The organism is Clostridium sp. YIM B02500, from assembly GCF_022324665.1.
GTDB lineage: Bacteria > Bacillota > Clostridia > Clostridiales > Clostridiaceae > Clostridium > Clostridium beijerinckii.
Genome location: NZ_JAKGTE010000010.1, coordinates 72,254 through 88,164 on the forward strand (window position 1 = coordinate 72,254; position 15,911 = coordinate 88,164).

A 15,911-nucleotide genomic window follows, 5' to 3' on the forward strand; every position below is an offset into this window, starting at 1 on the left:
AAAACAAGGAGTAATATTATGATATTAAACAGAAATGATTTATGTTGGTGTAAAAGTGGAGTGAAGTATAAAAATTGTCATTTAGAATTTGATAAGAAATTAAGTGACTTAAAAAGAAAAGGACATATAGTACCAACAAGAGATCTTATAAAAACAAAAGAGCAAATTGAAGGAATAAGAAAGAGTGCAGAGGTTAATAATGGTCTTTTAGATTTGATTAGTGAAAACATCAAAGAAGGCATGACAACAGAGCAGATAGATAAATTAGCATATGATTATACTATATCAAAGGGTGGAATTCCAGCAGACCTTAATTATGATGGATTTCCTAAAAGTATTTGTATATCAATAAATAATGAAGTATGTCATGGAATACCAAGTGACGATGTTGTCCTTAAAAATGGGGATATTGTAAATGTGGATGCTACTACTATATTAAATGGATATTATTCAGATGCATCAAGAATGTTTATGATTGGTGAAGTAAGTGAAGAAGCCAGAAAATTGGTTCAAGTAACTAAAGAATGCGTAAATAAAGGACTGGAAGCAGTTAAACCTTGGGCATTTTTAGGAGATATTGGAGCAGCAATTCAGGAACATGCAGAAAATAATGGCTATTCAGTAGTTAGAGAATTTGGAGGACATGGAGTTGGTTTAGATATTCATGAAGATCCATTTGTTTTTCATTTTGGAAAAAGAGGAACAGATATGGTTTTGGCGCCTGGAATGGTGTTCACAATTGAACCAATGATAAATGCTGGAAGTTATGAAATATTTATAGATGAGGATAATGGATGGACTGCATTGACAGCTGATGGTTCTCTTTCAGCACAATGGGAACACACAGTTCTTGTAACAGAAGATGGGGTAGAAGTTATTTCAAAATAATTATGTAATTTCACCTATTTGTTATATAAATAAGCAAAGAATTAAATAATTCTTATTTGACAAATAAAATCTATTATTTATATAATTTCTTTATGATTTAAGAATGGGAGGTATTATATTAGCTATGATTTATTAATTCACTTTCAAGCCCAATTTTACAATAAGCGCAAGTTTGTGTTTTTTTGTTATACGCTGGAGTGGATGATTAGCTAATAATATACCTTTTAGTATGGGAATATCACAATATTTTTGTTAGCAAAAATGTTTTTTCTATTTTGAGAAGTGTAAAGAAAATTAATGGACTAAAGTTGAATTGTTAGCTTTTCCATAGTTTTAGGTGCATTTCATAGCAGTTAAGGGTAATTTTTAGATATGAAAATAATTGACATCCTCTCCAGTAAACTAGAGGGGATTTTTTATGCTTTTAGTAACTTAATAAATATTTTAATACGTTGTATGTATTATTTGGGAAAATATATATATTGATATTTTTCAATTGGAGAAAATTTATATAAAATAAGGAGTTAAAATTTAATGAATATAAAGATTAATGAATATTACATTCCGACATCTCTATCAGGTCCATATGGAATTACTGCAGGTATTGATGAAGCACTATGGTTTACAGAAAATAAAGCGAATAAGATAGGAAGAATTACTGTAAAAGGTGAAATAGAAGAATACCTTGTTCCATCACAGGATGCTGGACTTTCAATAATAGTTTCTGGGACGAATGGAGATTTATGGTTTTCGGAATATAATGCTAATAAAATAGGGAAAATCACAATAAAAGGTGAAATAGTAGAATACAGTATCCCAACTGCTGATTCAGGACCTTTTGGGATAACTGAAGGACCTGATGGAGCAATATGGTTTACAGAACTTACAGGAAATAAGATAGGTAGAATTTCAAATTTAGGAGAGGTTATAGAATACAAATTACCTAATGATAGTTCATACCCGTCTTCTATAGTATGTGGCAGTGATGGTGTACTTTGGTTTACAGAGAATCAAGGCAATAAAATAGGCAAAATTACTATGCTCGGAGAGATTACTGAATATACTATACCTACAATAGGGTCAGGACCAGTTGGAATTACAAGTGGGCCTGATGGAGCATTGTGGTTTGTAGAAATAAACGGAAATAGAATAGGAAGAATTACAACGGAAGGAATTATTAATGAGTATGATTTGAAAACTGTAAAGGCCAGACCGCATGCAATTATTACTGGTAGTGATGGAGCACTTTGGTTTACTCAATGGGGAAGCAATCAAATAGGCAGAATTACAACAAGTGGAGATGTTAGTGAATATGAAATTCCTACAGCAAATTCAGAACCACATGGAATAGCAGTAGGACCAGATAAAGCAATTTGGTTTGCTGAGGAATGCAATAAAATAGGACAATTAATACTTTTGTAAAATTCCAGAAATAAGACTGACTCTGAGACTTTCTTTGGGTCAGCCCACAAATGAATCATATGCGAACTTTGATTAAAGGAGTTGTCTGTGGTGTTCAAGTGGAAGAGATTGAAGAACCAACTATTCAGGAAATTCGCTATTTAGATAAGCTAATAGATGAATTAGAAAAAGCAGCTGATAAACCATTTAAAGTAGATACTTTCCCAGTAAATATGAGCGGATTTTCAGGGCTCCCTTGTAGGGTGATTGCTGAAGTATAGTGGTGTGAGAGGATGGAAACAAAATAATTGTTTTCATCCTACTCCATTTATTATAATGTATTTTGCTATAGCTTATTTTTAGGTTATAGTGATTAACTTGATTGATTATTTTCAGTAGCTTTCATTTCTTTATTTAGGAAATAAGATATTACTGTTCTAATTATAACTATAGCAGCTAGTCTCAAAATATCATGCATGGTAGGATTTAATATAGAATTTATAATATCTGCACTTATTAAAATTTCCAAACCTAATAGTATATAAGAGCCTAAATAATTTTTTGTAGATGTAATCTTTTGGACTATATTTGATCTATTATTAGAAGATATCTCCAATTTGATAAAACTTATTAAGCAAAGAAAAACTCCCCAGACTATGATTGTTATGGATAAGCCCTGTAAAACTATTATAAGGATTTCAAGAATATTTTTAATATCCAATGCTGCACCTCCTTTATTAGAATACAGTTTACCCGTAAACATCATATTATAAACTAATTCCAAATCTCATTTTACTCATACATTGAATAATTGTTACTTTAATCTCTCATCAAAACACAATTGAATTTTAATACCAAATGGGTCTTCAATAATACCATATGCTTTACTAAATATATTACTGGCTAATGGTACAATTATTCTAACTCTTTCATCTGTAATTAAGCTATTGTAGAATTGTTGGATTTCCTCCAAATCAGCACTTTGAATACATAGAGAAGTATTATTACCAGCTTGGTACTGTTCATTAGCATCCATTGGATTTTCATTAAGCATAATTTTAGTCTTACCTATTTTTAAAACAGAGTGAGAGATGTGATTTTTATTTTCGTTATTAATTTCTATTGATTTATCACCCATCTTTACCAGGTCTGAATATGTTACAATCATTAACTGTTCTGCATTAAAGTGTTTCTTGTAAAAATTAATAGCATCTTGTGCTTTTCCATTCATTGAAAGGAAAATAGCAATTTCTAGCGTTGTACTCATAATATTAATCTCCTTCGTATAATAAATTAGATATCAATGACTATATTATTGATATAATTAGAGTATAATACTCAAAGGTGTCAAAATATGAAACCTTTATTAAGGAAAATTTTACAATGGGGGATATATGAAAAAATCAGAAAGATTAAACCATATGATGATGTATTTGAATGACCTCGATTACTTTAATTTAAGTGATTTAATGAATAAATATAACATTTCAAAAAGTACAGCTTTACGTGATATTGCTTCATTAGAAGAATTGGGAATGCCTATTTATGCAGAGCAAGGTAGGTACGGAAGATATGTTATATTGAAAAATAGATTATTGTCACCTATTATATTTACAATAGATGAAGTATATGCTTTATATTTTGCAATGCTCACACTGAAAGCCTACGAGTCTACGCCTTTTCATTTAAGTATAGAAAAATTAAATGAAAAATTTGAAAAATGCTTATCAGGAGAACAAATAAAAGAAATTAATAAGATGAAAAAGGTCTTGAAATTTGAAGCATCCAAGCATAATAGTGTTAGTCAATTTTTAGATAAGATTTTAGAAAGTATTATTAATGAAATTAGCTGTAAGATTAAGTATTTGAAAAATAATAAAAATGTAAATTATCATATACAGTTTTTTGAAATTTCTTCTAAGTTTGGACAGTGGTATGCCAGTGGAATAGAACTTAAGAGTAATAAATACAAAGTTTTTAGATGTGATAAAATAACATCATTAGAATTTAGCAATGATAAGTTAGAATTTCCAATTGAAAAATTAATAAACTCTCCCTTAGAATTCTACCAATCTGATAAAAGCATTCAGTTTGAAGTAGAGATTTTAGATAGTGCAAAAGATATTTTTTATAAGGAAAACTATCCTTCTATGAAAATAGAGTTAGGGACAAAGACAATCATAAAGGGATTTTTTAATGTGGGTGAAGAAGAATTCATATCTGATTATTTTCTTAGATATGGTACCTCTATTAAATCAGTGCAACCACAATCATTAAAATCTATTATTTATGAAAAAATTAAAAAGATTCTAAATTATTATGAAGAAATTTAAAACTTATATATACTAAAATATTAATTTGATTAAAGTCCTAATATATAAGTTTTCTATTGAGGATATTAAAAAAGTTATGAGCGATAAATTCAGATTTCTCGTTAAGGTAATTTACAATCTGTAGATTTGACGTAGTAAATTATAAAAATGTTCTTTGAAAATTGAGTAATATAGCTTTTACAAGATATGTTATAATTGATTTGTAATGGTAAATTATTGTAATAAAACAAAATTTATATTTCGAATTGATTTGGAGGTGATACATATGGATATTACTATTGAATTTGGGGAAGTAAATGATATTGATGAATTAGAAAATCTTTATAATGATTTAAATGATTATTTGGCAGATGGAGTAAATTATCCGGGATGGATAAAGGGTATATATCCTGTAAGGCAAAATGCAATTGATGGCATTAAAAACGGAAATCTTTATGTAGCAAAGCATAATGGAACAATCATTGGTTCTATTATTTTAAGCCATGAGCCTGAACCGGCATATTATAATGTTAAATGGGGATTTGAGTATGACTATTCAGATGTTTTTGTTATACATACATTTGCTGTTCATCCAAGATTTATGAAATGTGGTGTAGGTAAAGCGCTAATGGACTTTGCTGATAAATATAGTGTTAAGTCAAAAGTTAAATCAATTAGATTGGATGTTTTTGAAGGTAATATGCCTGCCATTAGGCTTTATGAAAAATGTGGATTTAAATATATTGATACTGTTGATTTGGGCCTTGGAAACTACGGATTGGATTCGTTTAAACTGTATGAAAAATTAATATGAAATAATATGTATAGTCCTATATAGTATTTGTTGAATATTTTCCATATAGTTATGAATCAGTAAAATTAAATAGCAAATTTTAAAATCGTATTATTCAAGAAAATGAATTTACGATTTTTTTTAATTCGTAATACTAAAAGGAAGTAATAAAAGTTTCATTAATTTCTAATTATGGGAGGATCATATTATAAGTAGAAAGCGATTTTATTGAATATTTGAAAGTAATTGGTATATAATTAGATTAATGTGAATAAATGCAAATAAACTCGCTATGGATTTTGAGGGGATAATTATGTATTATAATACTAAATTCAAAATTATTAATATAACAATATCAATAATAACTATTTTAACAGCAATATTTTCTATTTTGAAACCTAATCTAAGAATGATTATTATGCCAATTGTGCTTATGTTATTAGGAATACAACAATTAATAATGGGTATTAATTATTTCAAGTTAAATAAGAAAAAAGAATATACCTTATTAATAGGAGTTAGTATATTTTTGTTCTTATGTTCAATAGTTTCAATTAAACTTATAAATTCCTAATATTATTAGGAGGGGTTTTTTAGTGAAAATTTCAGAGAAATGCTTTAAATATTATAAATAAAGAAAATTACATAAGTGAGGATGTATTATGACAAAACATAAGATTTATACAATGAGTGTAGCAAGTGTCTACCCCCTTTATGTTATGAAGGCGGAGAAAAAGGGACGTACAAAAACAGAGGTTGATGAAATAATCCTATGGTTGACAGGATATAGCAAAGAAGAGCTAGAAGCTGAGCTGGAAAAACAGGCTGATTTTGAGACTTTCTTTGCAGAAGCTCCTAAAATGAATCCTTTACGAACTTTGATTAAAGGAGTTGTCTGTGGTGTTCGAGTGGAAGACATTGAAGAACCAACTATGAAGGAAATTCGCTATTTGGATAAGCTAATAGATGAGCTAGCAAAAGGAAAAGCGATGGATAAAATTTTAAGAAAATAATTATTAAAAGCGAAGAAACACTGATTTTATATGAGAAATATAAATAATTGGTGTTTTTTGTTGACCTGATTAATTTTGAAACATCATGTAATGTATTTTTAGTTAGTATAAAGATTAGCGAGGTTATGTGAAATAAGTTATATAAAAATGTTAGGAAGAAGATTTTGCATATAAATTATTTCTTTTGTAAGAATAATGTACCATCACTTTGAAGTTCTCCATATATTATATCAGCTAAATTAGATATATTTTGAATTTTAAGTTGAGAATATAACCAATCTTCGCTTAAATTTAATTCTTTCAAATTATGTTTAACTATTTTTCCGTCAGAAATTATTTCAGATGGTAAATATTTTGGTGTAGGAATATTAATGTTCATATCAGATTTAGTAATTTGCTGATCTTGTGGCTTTTTCATTACACTTAAGTTTCCATTGGGCTCTAATATAGCATATTCTACTTCTTTAATAGAGAATATATTTTGTTTCCTAAGTAGCATTAATAAGTCATCTAAATTAACACGATTAGATGTTAAAGAAGCTTTTAAAATTACCCCTCTTTTTATAACTATTGTAGGTTGACCATCAATTATTTGTCTTAATTTACTGAATTTTAAGCCAATGTATTCAACTAAAAGAGTTAATACACACCAAAAAATTAACCCTATAAAATCATCCCAAAAAGGTTCTTCGGTTTCACGAATCATATTAGCTGCTATTGAGCCAATTGTGATTCCAGTAAAGTAATTAAAAAAAGTTAGATGACTCATTTGTTTTTTTCCTAATATTCTGGTTAAAACTAGTAATGTTATAAAAAGTATAAATGTTCTTAGTAAGACGTCAGGTGTGTTTGTTGGGATCATTGGTATTACCTCCTAAAGTTATAGTGAAAATAATATTTATGCAAACAAAATATTGCAGTATAAAAAGTAATAAATATAAATGGATTATTGACTATTAATAACGTTTATATTCAAATAAATAGTCAATTATAATGATTAATGCATAAATTGTCCACATATTAAAAAAATGTATATAGAAAATTGAATAATAGGATATTCAAAAGATATGTTATAATTATCCATAAATAAATTAAAATCATAAGTGGGTTTAATTTTTTATAGACTAGAATACTATATTGCTTGGGCAAGATATTTATTATTGGAGGTACCTATGGAAAAGATTATTACAGATCGATTAGTACTTAGAAGTTTCTCATTGGCTGACGCTAAAGGTTTACTGGGATATTTATCGAATCCTAGAGTTAACTGTTTTCGAGGTGAGAAAATAACAACACATGAGGAGGCTATATCAGAGGCTAAAAAGAAAAGTGAAGATGACTCTCATATTGCTGTTTTATTGAATGATGACGAGAATTTAATTGGAGAATTATTTTATTTGTATGAAGAACCAGACACCTATTCCATAGGATGGAATTTTAATGAACAATATGAGGGAAGAGGATATGCTGGCGAGAGTGCGAAAGCTTTATTTCAATACCTTTTCAACGAAAAAAGAGCTAGAAGATTATATGCATATGTTGAAGATGATAACTATCGATCACAAAAACTGTGTGAAAAATTAGGGATGCGTAAAGAGGGATGTTTTTTAGAATTTATTTCGTTTATAAAAGATGAAAATGGAATTCCTAAATATGAAAATACGTTTCAGTACGCATTACTGAAAAAAGAATGGGAGAAACAACAAATTTAATTCTGTTACAATTAATGTAATTTGAAACATAAAACTAAAAATGATATAATTAAAAATAAAATAAGAAAGCGGTGATAAATTTGGATAAAATATCGCTAGATAAAGAAACGATCCTTAATGCGACAGAAGAAATAATTCGCCGTTTCGGACCAGATAAAGCGAATATAACTGACGTGGCAAAATTATTAAAAGTAAGTCATGCTGCAATTTATAGATATTATAATGGAAAAACAGATCTATGGAACGCTGTTACCGAGCGTTGGCTTACACGTTTGCATGCTCCGTCAAATAACATATTAAAAGAAGATAGTCCTGCAGATGTTAAACTTAGTAATTTACTCGAAAGTTTTGTTGAAGCTAAACATCACAGTGCTATTAATGATCCGGAAATGTTTGCAAACTACATAAAACTAGCTCAGAGATCAATGGAAGTAATAAAAAAGGGTATAGAAGAGGGAATTAATTCTATTGAGAAGGTTATAGTGCAAGGAATTACAGAAGGTATATTCTTTACAGAATCTCCTTATCAAGAGGCAAGATCTGTATATCTTGCAACCAGCGTTTTTATTCATCCAAACACATTTGAAGATCCTGACAGAAAACAAAACATAGAATCTGTTATAAATCTTCTAATAAAAGGACTTAAGAATTCCAATAAGTAAATATTTTATATAAGAAATGGCCGACTATTATCGGCCATTTCTTATATGGTTATCTAAATCACAGTCACATTAAAATATAAATTAATGCAAATCATACAATTGCTTTCCTATTATTTTCCCCAAGTAACCTGCAATGGACTTCTATCTACCAAACGTTTATAAGTGTATTTTGGAAAGCCGACCATAAGTCCTCCTGTAACCTTCATATTTTCTGGCAAATTCAAAATATCAAGTAATGGCCTATAACCAGAAGCAGCACAAGCGTCAAAAAATCCAGTAATGCAACTTCCAAGTCCCATTGAAGTCGCATAAAGTTCAGCATATGCTAGAGAAAAAAGCGTACTGTCATGTCCCATTGATGAAGAATTTTTATGAACTATTGGTATCACTAGACAAGGAGCATTACGCAATACAACATCATCACCAGTATCACGATAGTGTCTTACATGACTGGTAAATGGTGCTTCTAATGGTGATCCAGCATAAGGTGGGTTTTTCAATGCCTCTTCTAACCAATCAATTGCAACTGATGTGATTTTGCGTAATGTATCAGGATTATCAATTACATGATAGGAAACTCCTTGTGAATTACCACTTGTTGGCGCAAATCTGGCAATATTTAAAAGCTGTTCTATCTTTTCTCTAGGAACTGGTTTATTTTGAAATTCCCTAATAGAACGTCTGCTGCGGAGAAAGCGAGATGCAGTATCTTCGTCAAGAACTGGTGTTTTTTCTAGTTCTACTTGATTTGCTAAAGGCGTTTTTACATTGTCAAGTGCTGCGCAGTGACAAACAGCAACACAGTGACCACATGCGATACAAAACTGTCCTACTACCTTTGGTCCATTTTCATCCATACCTATAACACCAGTTGGACAGACTTTGGAGCAGCTTCCACACTTAGTACATTTAGATTGATCAACCTGTATCAAATTTCTATTATCCTTTTCCATATTATAATTCCTCCCCTTGAGATGATTATATAATTTAATCACGAGTTACAAATATTTGATGATGTAACCTGTAATTGGATTTTATCATATAATAAAGCTAATTACAAGTTTATAAATATGTAACTTATAATTAGTTATGCCAGCTCCACATATAATTTGAATATATAAAACACCATCAGCCCTGTCTTTACTAATAAGGTAATTTTCATAATAGTAGATTTCTTATTTTTTGCGATAATCAAAAATTTAAAAATAATTTTTTAAAGTAGTTTTACTTTAAAAATTGAACAATGTGATGTTTACCAAATGTGTTATAATTGTTTTGCTGAAGTAAATTTATGTAAAACAATGATACAATAAAGCTTCATTGGAGTAGCGTATAAATTTTATTTATTGGAGGAATAGAAAAAGATGAAAATAGGTTTTTTTGATTCAGGTATTGGCGGTATCACTGTATTATATGATACGTTAAAAGTGTTACCTAATGAAGATTATATATATTATGCAGATACATCAAATGTTCCATATGGACCAAAACCAAAAGATGAAGTTAAAAAGTATATTTTAAATGCTATAGATTTTATTGTTGAACAAGGAGTTAAGGCAGTAGTTATTGCTTGCAATACTGCTACAAGTGTAGCAATAGAGGCGTTGAGAAGTAAATATAGAATTCCGATTATTGGTATGGAGCCTGCAGTAAAGCCTGCCATTGAAAAAAACAAAGATATGAATAAACGAGTATTGGTAACTGCCACTGCTTTGACGTTAAAGGAAGAAAAATTACATAATCTTATTTATAAATTAGATAACGAACATGTTGTTGACTTACTTCCTCTTCCAGGATTAGTTCAATTCTCAGAAAGACTTGAGTTTGATGAACAAATAGTATTACCGTATCTTAAAGAGGAGTTATTTAAATTTGATTTAAATAATTATGAGGCTATTGTTTTAGGGTGTACCCATTTTTCTTACTATAAGGATATGGTTAGAAAATTAGTGCCTTCAAATGTTAGTATAATCGATGGAAACATTGGCACTGCAAAAAATCTTAAAAGAATTTTGAAAGAAATGAATTTATTAAATGAAGGGCATGGCAACATCACTTTCTATAATTCAGGAATTAGAGTAGAGGATAAAGCAGTATTAGATAAATATAACAGACTATTTGAAAGAATGGATAATATCAACGAATATAATATTTCTGAAAAGATTTAAGAGCCATTCATCAGAAATGATTACAGGAAATAGTAAAAACTAAAATGGAATCCTAATTGCTGATCATTATGATCATGATATTGAAGGCAGATTAAATACTTCAAGAATTTATCCTTTTTACTTATTTCTTAAATCTTCTTCATATTTAAGTTTAATATTTTGAATACTAGTAAGTTGTTTTTCAAGATCATATTTTTTTTGTAGAAGTAATTCTTCGTGTTCTAAAATCATTAAATATCTATCTTTAAGTTTTACTGCATTCTCTGAAGAAAGTTCAAAATAATTACGAATTATTTCAATTCCAAAGCCTGTATTCCTCAGGCATTGAATAGTTGTTAATCTGCTAACATTATTATCAGAGAACATGCGAATATTATTTTTATCTCGTTTTATATCTGAAAGTAAGCCAATATCTTCATAGTATCTAATAGTAGGTTTAGATAAGTTTGTAATTTGAGAGACTTGATTAATTGTATATTTTGGTATATCTCCAGACTCAAAAATTTCCATAAAACCTCCTTAAATTATTACTTGACTTAAAGTTACTTTAACGTACTACAATAAGCATATCACATAAATATATGAGTTTCAATGTAGAGGTGGTATGCATGCATAGAGTATAAAAAAGAATTTACGGATCTATTAGAGTGTTTATTGTCAATCGCGTATATTACTTCACAATACACATTATTTAAGGTGATGGTAAAAGTATAATTTAAATAAAAATTTATGGAAGGTGGAAGAAATATGAAGAAAAGTATAGGAGCGAAATTGGCATTCTCTCCATTACCAACTCTTGTAATAGGAACTTATAATGTAGATATGGAACCAAATGTAATGACTGCTTCGTTTGGGGGAATAGTTTCAGCAGCTCCTCCAGCTTTAGGCGTTTCTATAAGAAAAGCTACCCTTACTTATGAGAATATTATTAGAAGCAAGGTGTTTACAATTAGTATTCCTAGTGAGAATTATATAAAGGAAATGGATTACTTTGGACTAGTCACTGGAAAGAATAATTCTAAATTTTTAGATACAGGTTTAACAGCAACCAAAGGGACTTTTGTAGACGCACCATATGTTGAAGAATTTCCAATAAATATAGAATGTAAACTAATAAAAACAATTGAATTAGGTTCACATATTCAATTCATAGGAGAGATAGTAGAGGTTAAGATTAGTGAAGAAGTAGTTGATGAAAAAGGGAATAGCGATATTGCAAAACTAAAACCTATTTCATTTGTAGGCAATGACCGTGGTTATTATGGATTAGGTGATAAGCTTGGAAATGCATTTTCTATAGGTAAGGATTTTAAAAAATAATAACATCTAGTAAAATTATTTTTCCAATGAAGTTGCTGAGTAAAAGCAAGCAATAAATAATAAACACATTATTCTAAAATGAATGGTGTGTTTTTTTATGCTCAAAGTTTTTACGAAAGGAGGGCGGGATGACTTGGAAAGACCAAGTAAAAACGTTATGGTTATGAGTAAGAATTTAACTCATGAGTAGCGCTAGCCTAGATTAGAAACTGAATTAAAAGGGAAAGTGGACAAGTTGAAACCGCCAACCCATATAAATGCTAAGAAGAAAATTATAGTTGACAATTAGTCTAATTAGACTATAATATGTAAGTGATGTTAGTCTAATTAGACTAATGATAAATACAAATGTATTATTGGTAATAGTAAATACTTAATATTTATTGAGAACTAAAAGCATTTCTTAGTAAAGATTAAACAAAAGAGAGGATGAAAAAAATGATTAAATCGTTTTTAATGGTAGGACAGTCAAATATGGCTGGGCGTGGGTTCATTCATGAGGTAGCGCCAATTTATAATGAAAGAATACAAATGTTGCGTAATGGTAGATGGCAGATGATGACAGAGCCCATTAATTATGACCGTCCTGTTTCAGGAATAAGTCTTGCCGGTTCATTTGCAGATGCATGGAGTCGTCAAAATCAAGAAGATACTATTGGTTTAATTCCTTGTGCTGAAGGTGGAAGCACACTAGATGAGTGGGCTGTAGACGGAGTGCTTTTTAGACATGCTATAACTGAAGCTAAATTTGCTATTGAAAGTAGCAAGCTCACAGGAATTTTATGGCATCAAGGAGAAAGTGATAGTGTTAATGGGAATTATAAAGTATATTATAAAAAATTACTTTTAATCATTGAGGCTTTTAGAAAAGAGTTAAATGCTCCAGATATTCCAATTATCATTGGTGGATTAGGAGATTTTTTAGGCAAAGAAGGATTTGGAAAAAGTTGCACTGAATATAAATTCATTAATGAAGAGTTACAAAAGTTTGCTTTTGAACAAGACAATTGTTTCTTTGTTACAGCATCAGGTTTAACTTCTAATCCTGATGGTATTCATATTGATGCAATTTCTCAAAGAAAATTTGGTTTACGTTATTTTGAGGCCTTTTCGAATAGACAACATGTATTGAAGCCATTAATTAATGAAAATGAGCTGCTGAATTTAAATAATGCTAGAACACATACTAAAAATGAAAAGATATATATAAAAAGTATGGAGTTTGCATTAGGAAAAATATCATATGAGGAATTTGTATCTCAATTCATGCAAACCAACAATGATTAAATCTTATAATTATGAAATAACAGTTAATATAATTTTGATGAAGGGCATAAAGGAGGTGTTTTTTTGATACCATTACTAATTTTAGGTTTATTAAAACAAAACCCTGGTTCTTATGGATACGAATTATTAGCCTTAATGGAAGAGAGACACTATAAATATATAGCAAATTTCACTAAAGGTTCATTCTACTACAATCTTCAACAATTAGAAGAAAAAAAATATATTAAAAAAGTTAACAAATTAGACAATACTAGGGAGACTAATAATTACATTATAACTGAACTAGGAGATAAGGAATTTGAAAAATTAATGTATAAGTATGGATCTAAGACAGATTATATAAACTTATCTTTTTATGCAGCAATGCTATTTGCTGATGAATATAAAAGCGAGGATCTAACAAAACTAATAGAAATACAAATTGAACAAACTAAAAAGAAAATTTCTTTATTAGAACAATCTCTTGAGCATGATGAAACTATTCCTACATATTTTAGAAAAATGTTGGAGAATTCCCATTCACATCATTTAGTAAATGTAAAGTGGTTTGAAGGACTATTAAAAGATATAAGAAATGAAAGTTAATATAAAATCATAATTTATTTATTCTTTAGAATACTAGAATATATATTCTAATATTCTAAAGAATATGCTAGAATAATGCGGCTTTTAAAGTTACAGCCTTTATCCCATTCATAATAAAGCCAATCGTTTTTTCAATATTGTATTCTTTATCATTCTTACTAAAATAGCAATATTGAGCACAACTATATACTGATGAGGAAATTAGTTTGACTAATATATTTGTATCTTTAGAATCTAACTCATTTCTAGCTACCATATTATTTAATATCTTTTCAATAAGATTATCTATTTTATATTTCAATAAATTATCTACAGTAGAAGCTATAGATGTAGAATCAATTTTACGCTTTTGATAAAATGAGATATTGTATTCATAAAGGAAGAAAATAAGTTCCTTTATAATTTTTTCATTTAAATCTGTAGCATTTAAAATTTCTATTGGTAACATTTCTTCAAAACAATCTATAACAAGTTCTTCCAATAAAATATACTTATCTAAATAGTGAGCGTAAAAAGTTGCTCTATTTATAGTTGCCTTTGTTGTAATATCTTTAATTGTTATGTATTTAAAGTCTTTTTCCTCAAGTAATTGAACAAACGACTCTTTAATCAAATTTTTAGTTCTTACTGCTCTTGGATCTTTTTCATTCATAATTTATCATTAATCTCCTTTGACAAAACAACAGATTTAATAAAATGTTGTTTATACAACATAGCTAAAAATCTATTGGTTGTAGCTTTATGAGTAATCAAATATTATATTAACATACACTTATATTTTAAACAACACATGTTTAATAGGAGGAAATATAATGAAAATTTTAATGATAGGTAGAGGCGTAATTTCAACACAATATGGATGGGCTTTAGAAAAAGCAGGTAATGATGTGACATTTTATGTGCGCCAAGGAAGAATAAATCAGTATGGCGATATAGTAAATTTAAAGATATTAGATGGCAGAAAGAATAAAAAAGGTGATTTAGTAAATAAAGCTTGGAAAATTAAAATGATAGAAGAATTGTCATCTGACCATGATTTTGATTTGATTATGATAAGCGTAAATCATAATCAATTAAGTGCTATAATAAATTGGTTAGAACCACTTGTTAAGAATTCAACTGTTCTAATATTTAATAATATTATTAGTGAGCCTTTAAACTCAATTGAATCAATTCCAAAAGAGCAAGTTGTTTGGGGATTCCCCGGAGCCGGTGGATCTTTTATAAATAAAAACACATTAGATGGTGGGTTCATGAAAAACATATTTATGGGCTTCATTGATAATACTACTAACAAAGATAGATATGATATGGTGGCTCGCTTATTTAAAAACGCAGGTTTTGGTATTTCTGAACAGAAAGATATGCGTAATTGGCTATGGTTTCACGTAATTACTAACGCAAGCATGATGGCAGCAGCCTCAAAAGTAGGTTCGCTTAATAATCTATTTGATTCTGCAAATGCCCTTAAAGATTTTGCTTTAATATTAAGGGAACTTACACCATTGATGGCAGCTAAGGGCTCTAAGGTTAGTACAATAATAAATATCGCAGTGAATTTACCTGCAGGTATTGTGGCTTTTGTAATGAAATTAGCATTAGCTGAAGGTAAGCTACCAAGAGAAATAATGAGAAGTGCTAGTGGGAGTGAAAATCTAAAAGCTGAAAGTAATGTAATATTTGTGCGCGATACTCTTGCTGAAGCACGTAGACTTGGGATATCACTTCCTAGGCTTGAATCTTTAGAGTCACCTATTTATAAATAATTTT

Annotated in this window: 18 protein-coding genes and 1 pseudogene; 13 read left to right on the forward strand and 6 right to left on the reverse strand. The window is 29.1% G+C overall.

Annotated elements, in window-relative coordinates; all coding sequences use genetic code 11:
* The first annotated feature begins 18 nt into the window (after positions 1-18).
* The 3 genes and pseudogenes from L1S46_RS10655 to L1S46_RS10665 all read left to right on the forward strand — a co-directional run.
* Positions 19-888: a methionyl aminopeptidase gene (locus tag L1S46_RS10655; protein WP_238899956.1), complete on the forward strand. Its 870-nt coding sequence runs from the start codon at positions 19-21 to the stop codon at positions 886-888.
* Positions 889-1,422: 534 nt separating this feature from the next.
* Positions 1,423-2,310 carry a Virginiamycin B lyase gene (locus L1S46_RS10660; protein ID WP_238899957.1) on the forward strand — a complete coding sequence of 296 codons (888 nt, stop codon included), beginning with the start codon at positions 1,423-1,425 and terminating at the stop codon, positions 2,308-2,310.
* A 12-nt stretch (positions 2,311-2,322) separates the two neighbouring features.
* A pseudogene (locus L1S46_RS10665) lies at positions 2,323-2,570 on the forward strand (DUF2200 family protein); the annotation flags it as partial.
* A gap of 92 nt (positions 2,571-2,662) precedes the next feature.
* On the opposite strand, the gene L1S46_RS10670 reads toward L1S46_RS10665, so the two are convergent.
* Together L1S46_RS10670 and L1S46_RS10675 are read right to left on the reverse strand one after the other, a co-directional pair.
* Entirely contained in the window at positions 2,663-3,052 is a 390-nt protein-coding gene (locus L1S46_RS10670; RefSeq protein ID WP_238900019.1) for a DUF1622 domain-containing protein, read from the reverse strand.
* Positions 3,053-3,103: 51 nt separating this feature from the next.
* Complete coding sequence (locus tag L1S46_RS10675) at positions 3,104-3,556, reverse strand: VOC family protein (protein WP_238899958.1); 453 nt, start codon at positions 3,554-3,556, stop codon at positions 3,104-3,106.
* Between the two features lie 127 nt (positions 3,557-3,683).
* On the opposite strand from L1S46_RS10675, the gene L1S46_RS10680 reads away from it, so the two are divergent.
* The 3 genes from L1S46_RS10680 (at position 3,684) to L1S46_RS10690 (ending at position 6,407) form a co-directional block, all read left to right on the forward strand.
* Positions 3,684-4,622: a YafY family protein gene (locus L1S46_RS10680; RefSeq protein WP_238899959.1), complete on the forward strand. Its 939-nt coding sequence runs from the start codon at positions 3,684-3,686 to the stop codon at positions 4,620-4,622.
* A gap of 265 nt (positions 4,623-4,887) precedes the next feature.
* Positions 4,888-5,415, forward strand: coding sequence for a GNAT family N-acetyltransferase (locus L1S46_RS10685; protein ID WP_077830594.1), 528 nt, complete (start codon positions 4,888-4,890; stop codon positions 5,413-5,415).
* Positions 5,416-6,056: 641 nt separating this feature from the next.
* Positions 6,057-6,407, forward strand: a complete 351-nt coding sequence (locus L1S46_RS10690; RefSeq protein WP_023974146.1) for a DUF2200 domain-containing protein — start codon at positions 6,057-6,059, stop codon at positions 6,405-6,407.
* Between the two features lie 175 nt (positions 6,408-6,582).
* Here the strand turns inward: L1S46_RS10690 and L1S46_RS10695 are convergent, their stop codons facing one another.
* Positions 6,583-7,269 (reverse strand): DUF421 domain-containing protein, encoded by a 687-nt coding sequence (locus L1S46_RS10695; RefSeq protein WP_023974145.1) that lies wholly within the window; start codon positions 7,267-7,269, stop codon positions 6,583-6,585.
* A 310-nt stretch (positions 7,270-7,579) separates the two neighbouring features.
* Between L1S46_RS10695 and L1S46_RS10700 the strand changes: the two genes are divergently transcribed.
* Positions 7,580-8,119: a GNAT family protein gene (locus L1S46_RS10700; protein ID WP_077830596.1), complete on the forward strand. Its 540-nt coding sequence runs from the start codon at positions 7,580-7,582 to the stop codon at positions 8,117-8,119.
* A gap of 71 nt (positions 8,120-8,190) precedes the next feature.
* Complete coding sequence (locus tag L1S46_RS10705) at positions 8,191-8,781, forward strand: TetR family transcriptional regulator (RefSeq protein ID WP_236887838.1); 591 nt, start codon at positions 8,191-8,193, stop codon at positions 8,779-8,781.
* Positions 8,782-8,891: 110 nt separating this feature from the next.
* On the opposite strand, the gene L1S46_RS10710 is transcribed toward L1S46_RS10705, so the two are convergent.
* Positions 8,892-9,734 carry a nitroreductase family protein gene (locus tag L1S46_RS10710; RefSeq protein ID WP_077830597.1) on the reverse strand — a complete coding sequence of 281 codons (843 nt, stop codon included), beginning with the start codon at positions 9,732-9,734 and terminating at the stop codon, positions 8,892-8,894.
* A gap of 411 nt (positions 9,735-10,145) precedes the next feature.
* Between L1S46_RS10710 and murI the strand changes: the two genes are divergently transcribed.
* Positions 10,146-10,949: a glutamate racemase gene (murI, locus tag L1S46_RS10715; protein ID WP_238899960.1), complete on the forward strand. Its 804-nt coding sequence runs from the start codon at positions 10,146-10,148 to the stop codon at positions 10,947-10,949.
* Between the two features lie 117 nt (positions 10,950-11,066).
* Here the strand turns inward: murI and L1S46_RS10720 are convergent, their stop codons facing one another.
* Entirely contained in the window at positions 11,067-11,459 is a 393-nt protein-coding gene (locus tag L1S46_RS10720; RefSeq protein ID WP_077830599.1) for a MerR family transcriptional regulator, read from the reverse strand.
* A gap of 237 nt (positions 11,460-11,696) precedes the next feature.
* Here L1S46_RS10720 and L1S46_RS10725 point away from each other — a divergent pair, with 237 nt between their 5' ends.
* The 3 genes from L1S46_RS10725 (at position 11,697) to L1S46_RS10735 (ending at position 14,141) form a co-directional block, all read left to right on the forward strand.
* Complete coding sequence (locus L1S46_RS10725; protein WP_012059767.1) at positions 11,697-12,269, forward strand: flavin reductase family protein; 573 nt, start codon at positions 11,697-11,699, stop codon at positions 12,267-12,269.
* A gap of 438 nt (positions 12,270-12,707) precedes the next feature.
* Positions 12,708-13,556, forward strand: coding sequence for a sialate O-acetylesterase (locus L1S46_RS10730; RefSeq protein WP_238899961.1), 849 nt, complete (start codon positions 12,708-12,710; stop codon positions 13,554-13,556).
* A 63-nt stretch (positions 13,557-13,619) separates the two neighbouring features.
* Positions 13,620-14,141 (forward strand): helix-turn-helix transcriptional regulator, encoded by a 522-nt coding sequence (locus L1S46_RS10735; protein WP_238899962.1) that lies wholly within the window; start codon positions 13,620-13,622, stop codon positions 14,139-14,141.
* A 67-nt stretch (positions 14,142-14,208) separates the two neighbouring features.
* Here the strand turns inward: L1S46_RS10735 and L1S46_RS10740 are convergent, their stop codons facing one another.
* The gene (locus tag L1S46_RS10740; RefSeq protein WP_238899963.1) at positions 14,209-14,793 is read right to left on the reverse strand and encodes a TetR/AcrR family transcriptional regulator; all 585 of its coding nucleotides are present in this window, start codon (positions 14,791-14,793) and stop codon (positions 14,209-14,211) included.
* A gap of 160 nt (positions 14,794-14,953) precedes the next feature.
* On the opposite strand from L1S46_RS10740, the gene L1S46_RS10745 reads away from it, so the two are divergent.
* Positions 14,954-15,907: a 2-dehydropantoate 2-reductase N-terminal domain-containing protein gene (locus L1S46_RS10745; protein WP_077830601.1), complete on the forward strand. Its 954-nt coding sequence runs from the start codon at positions 14,954-14,956 to the stop codon at positions 15,905-15,907.
* Positions 15,908-15,911 lie beyond the last annotated feature (4 nt).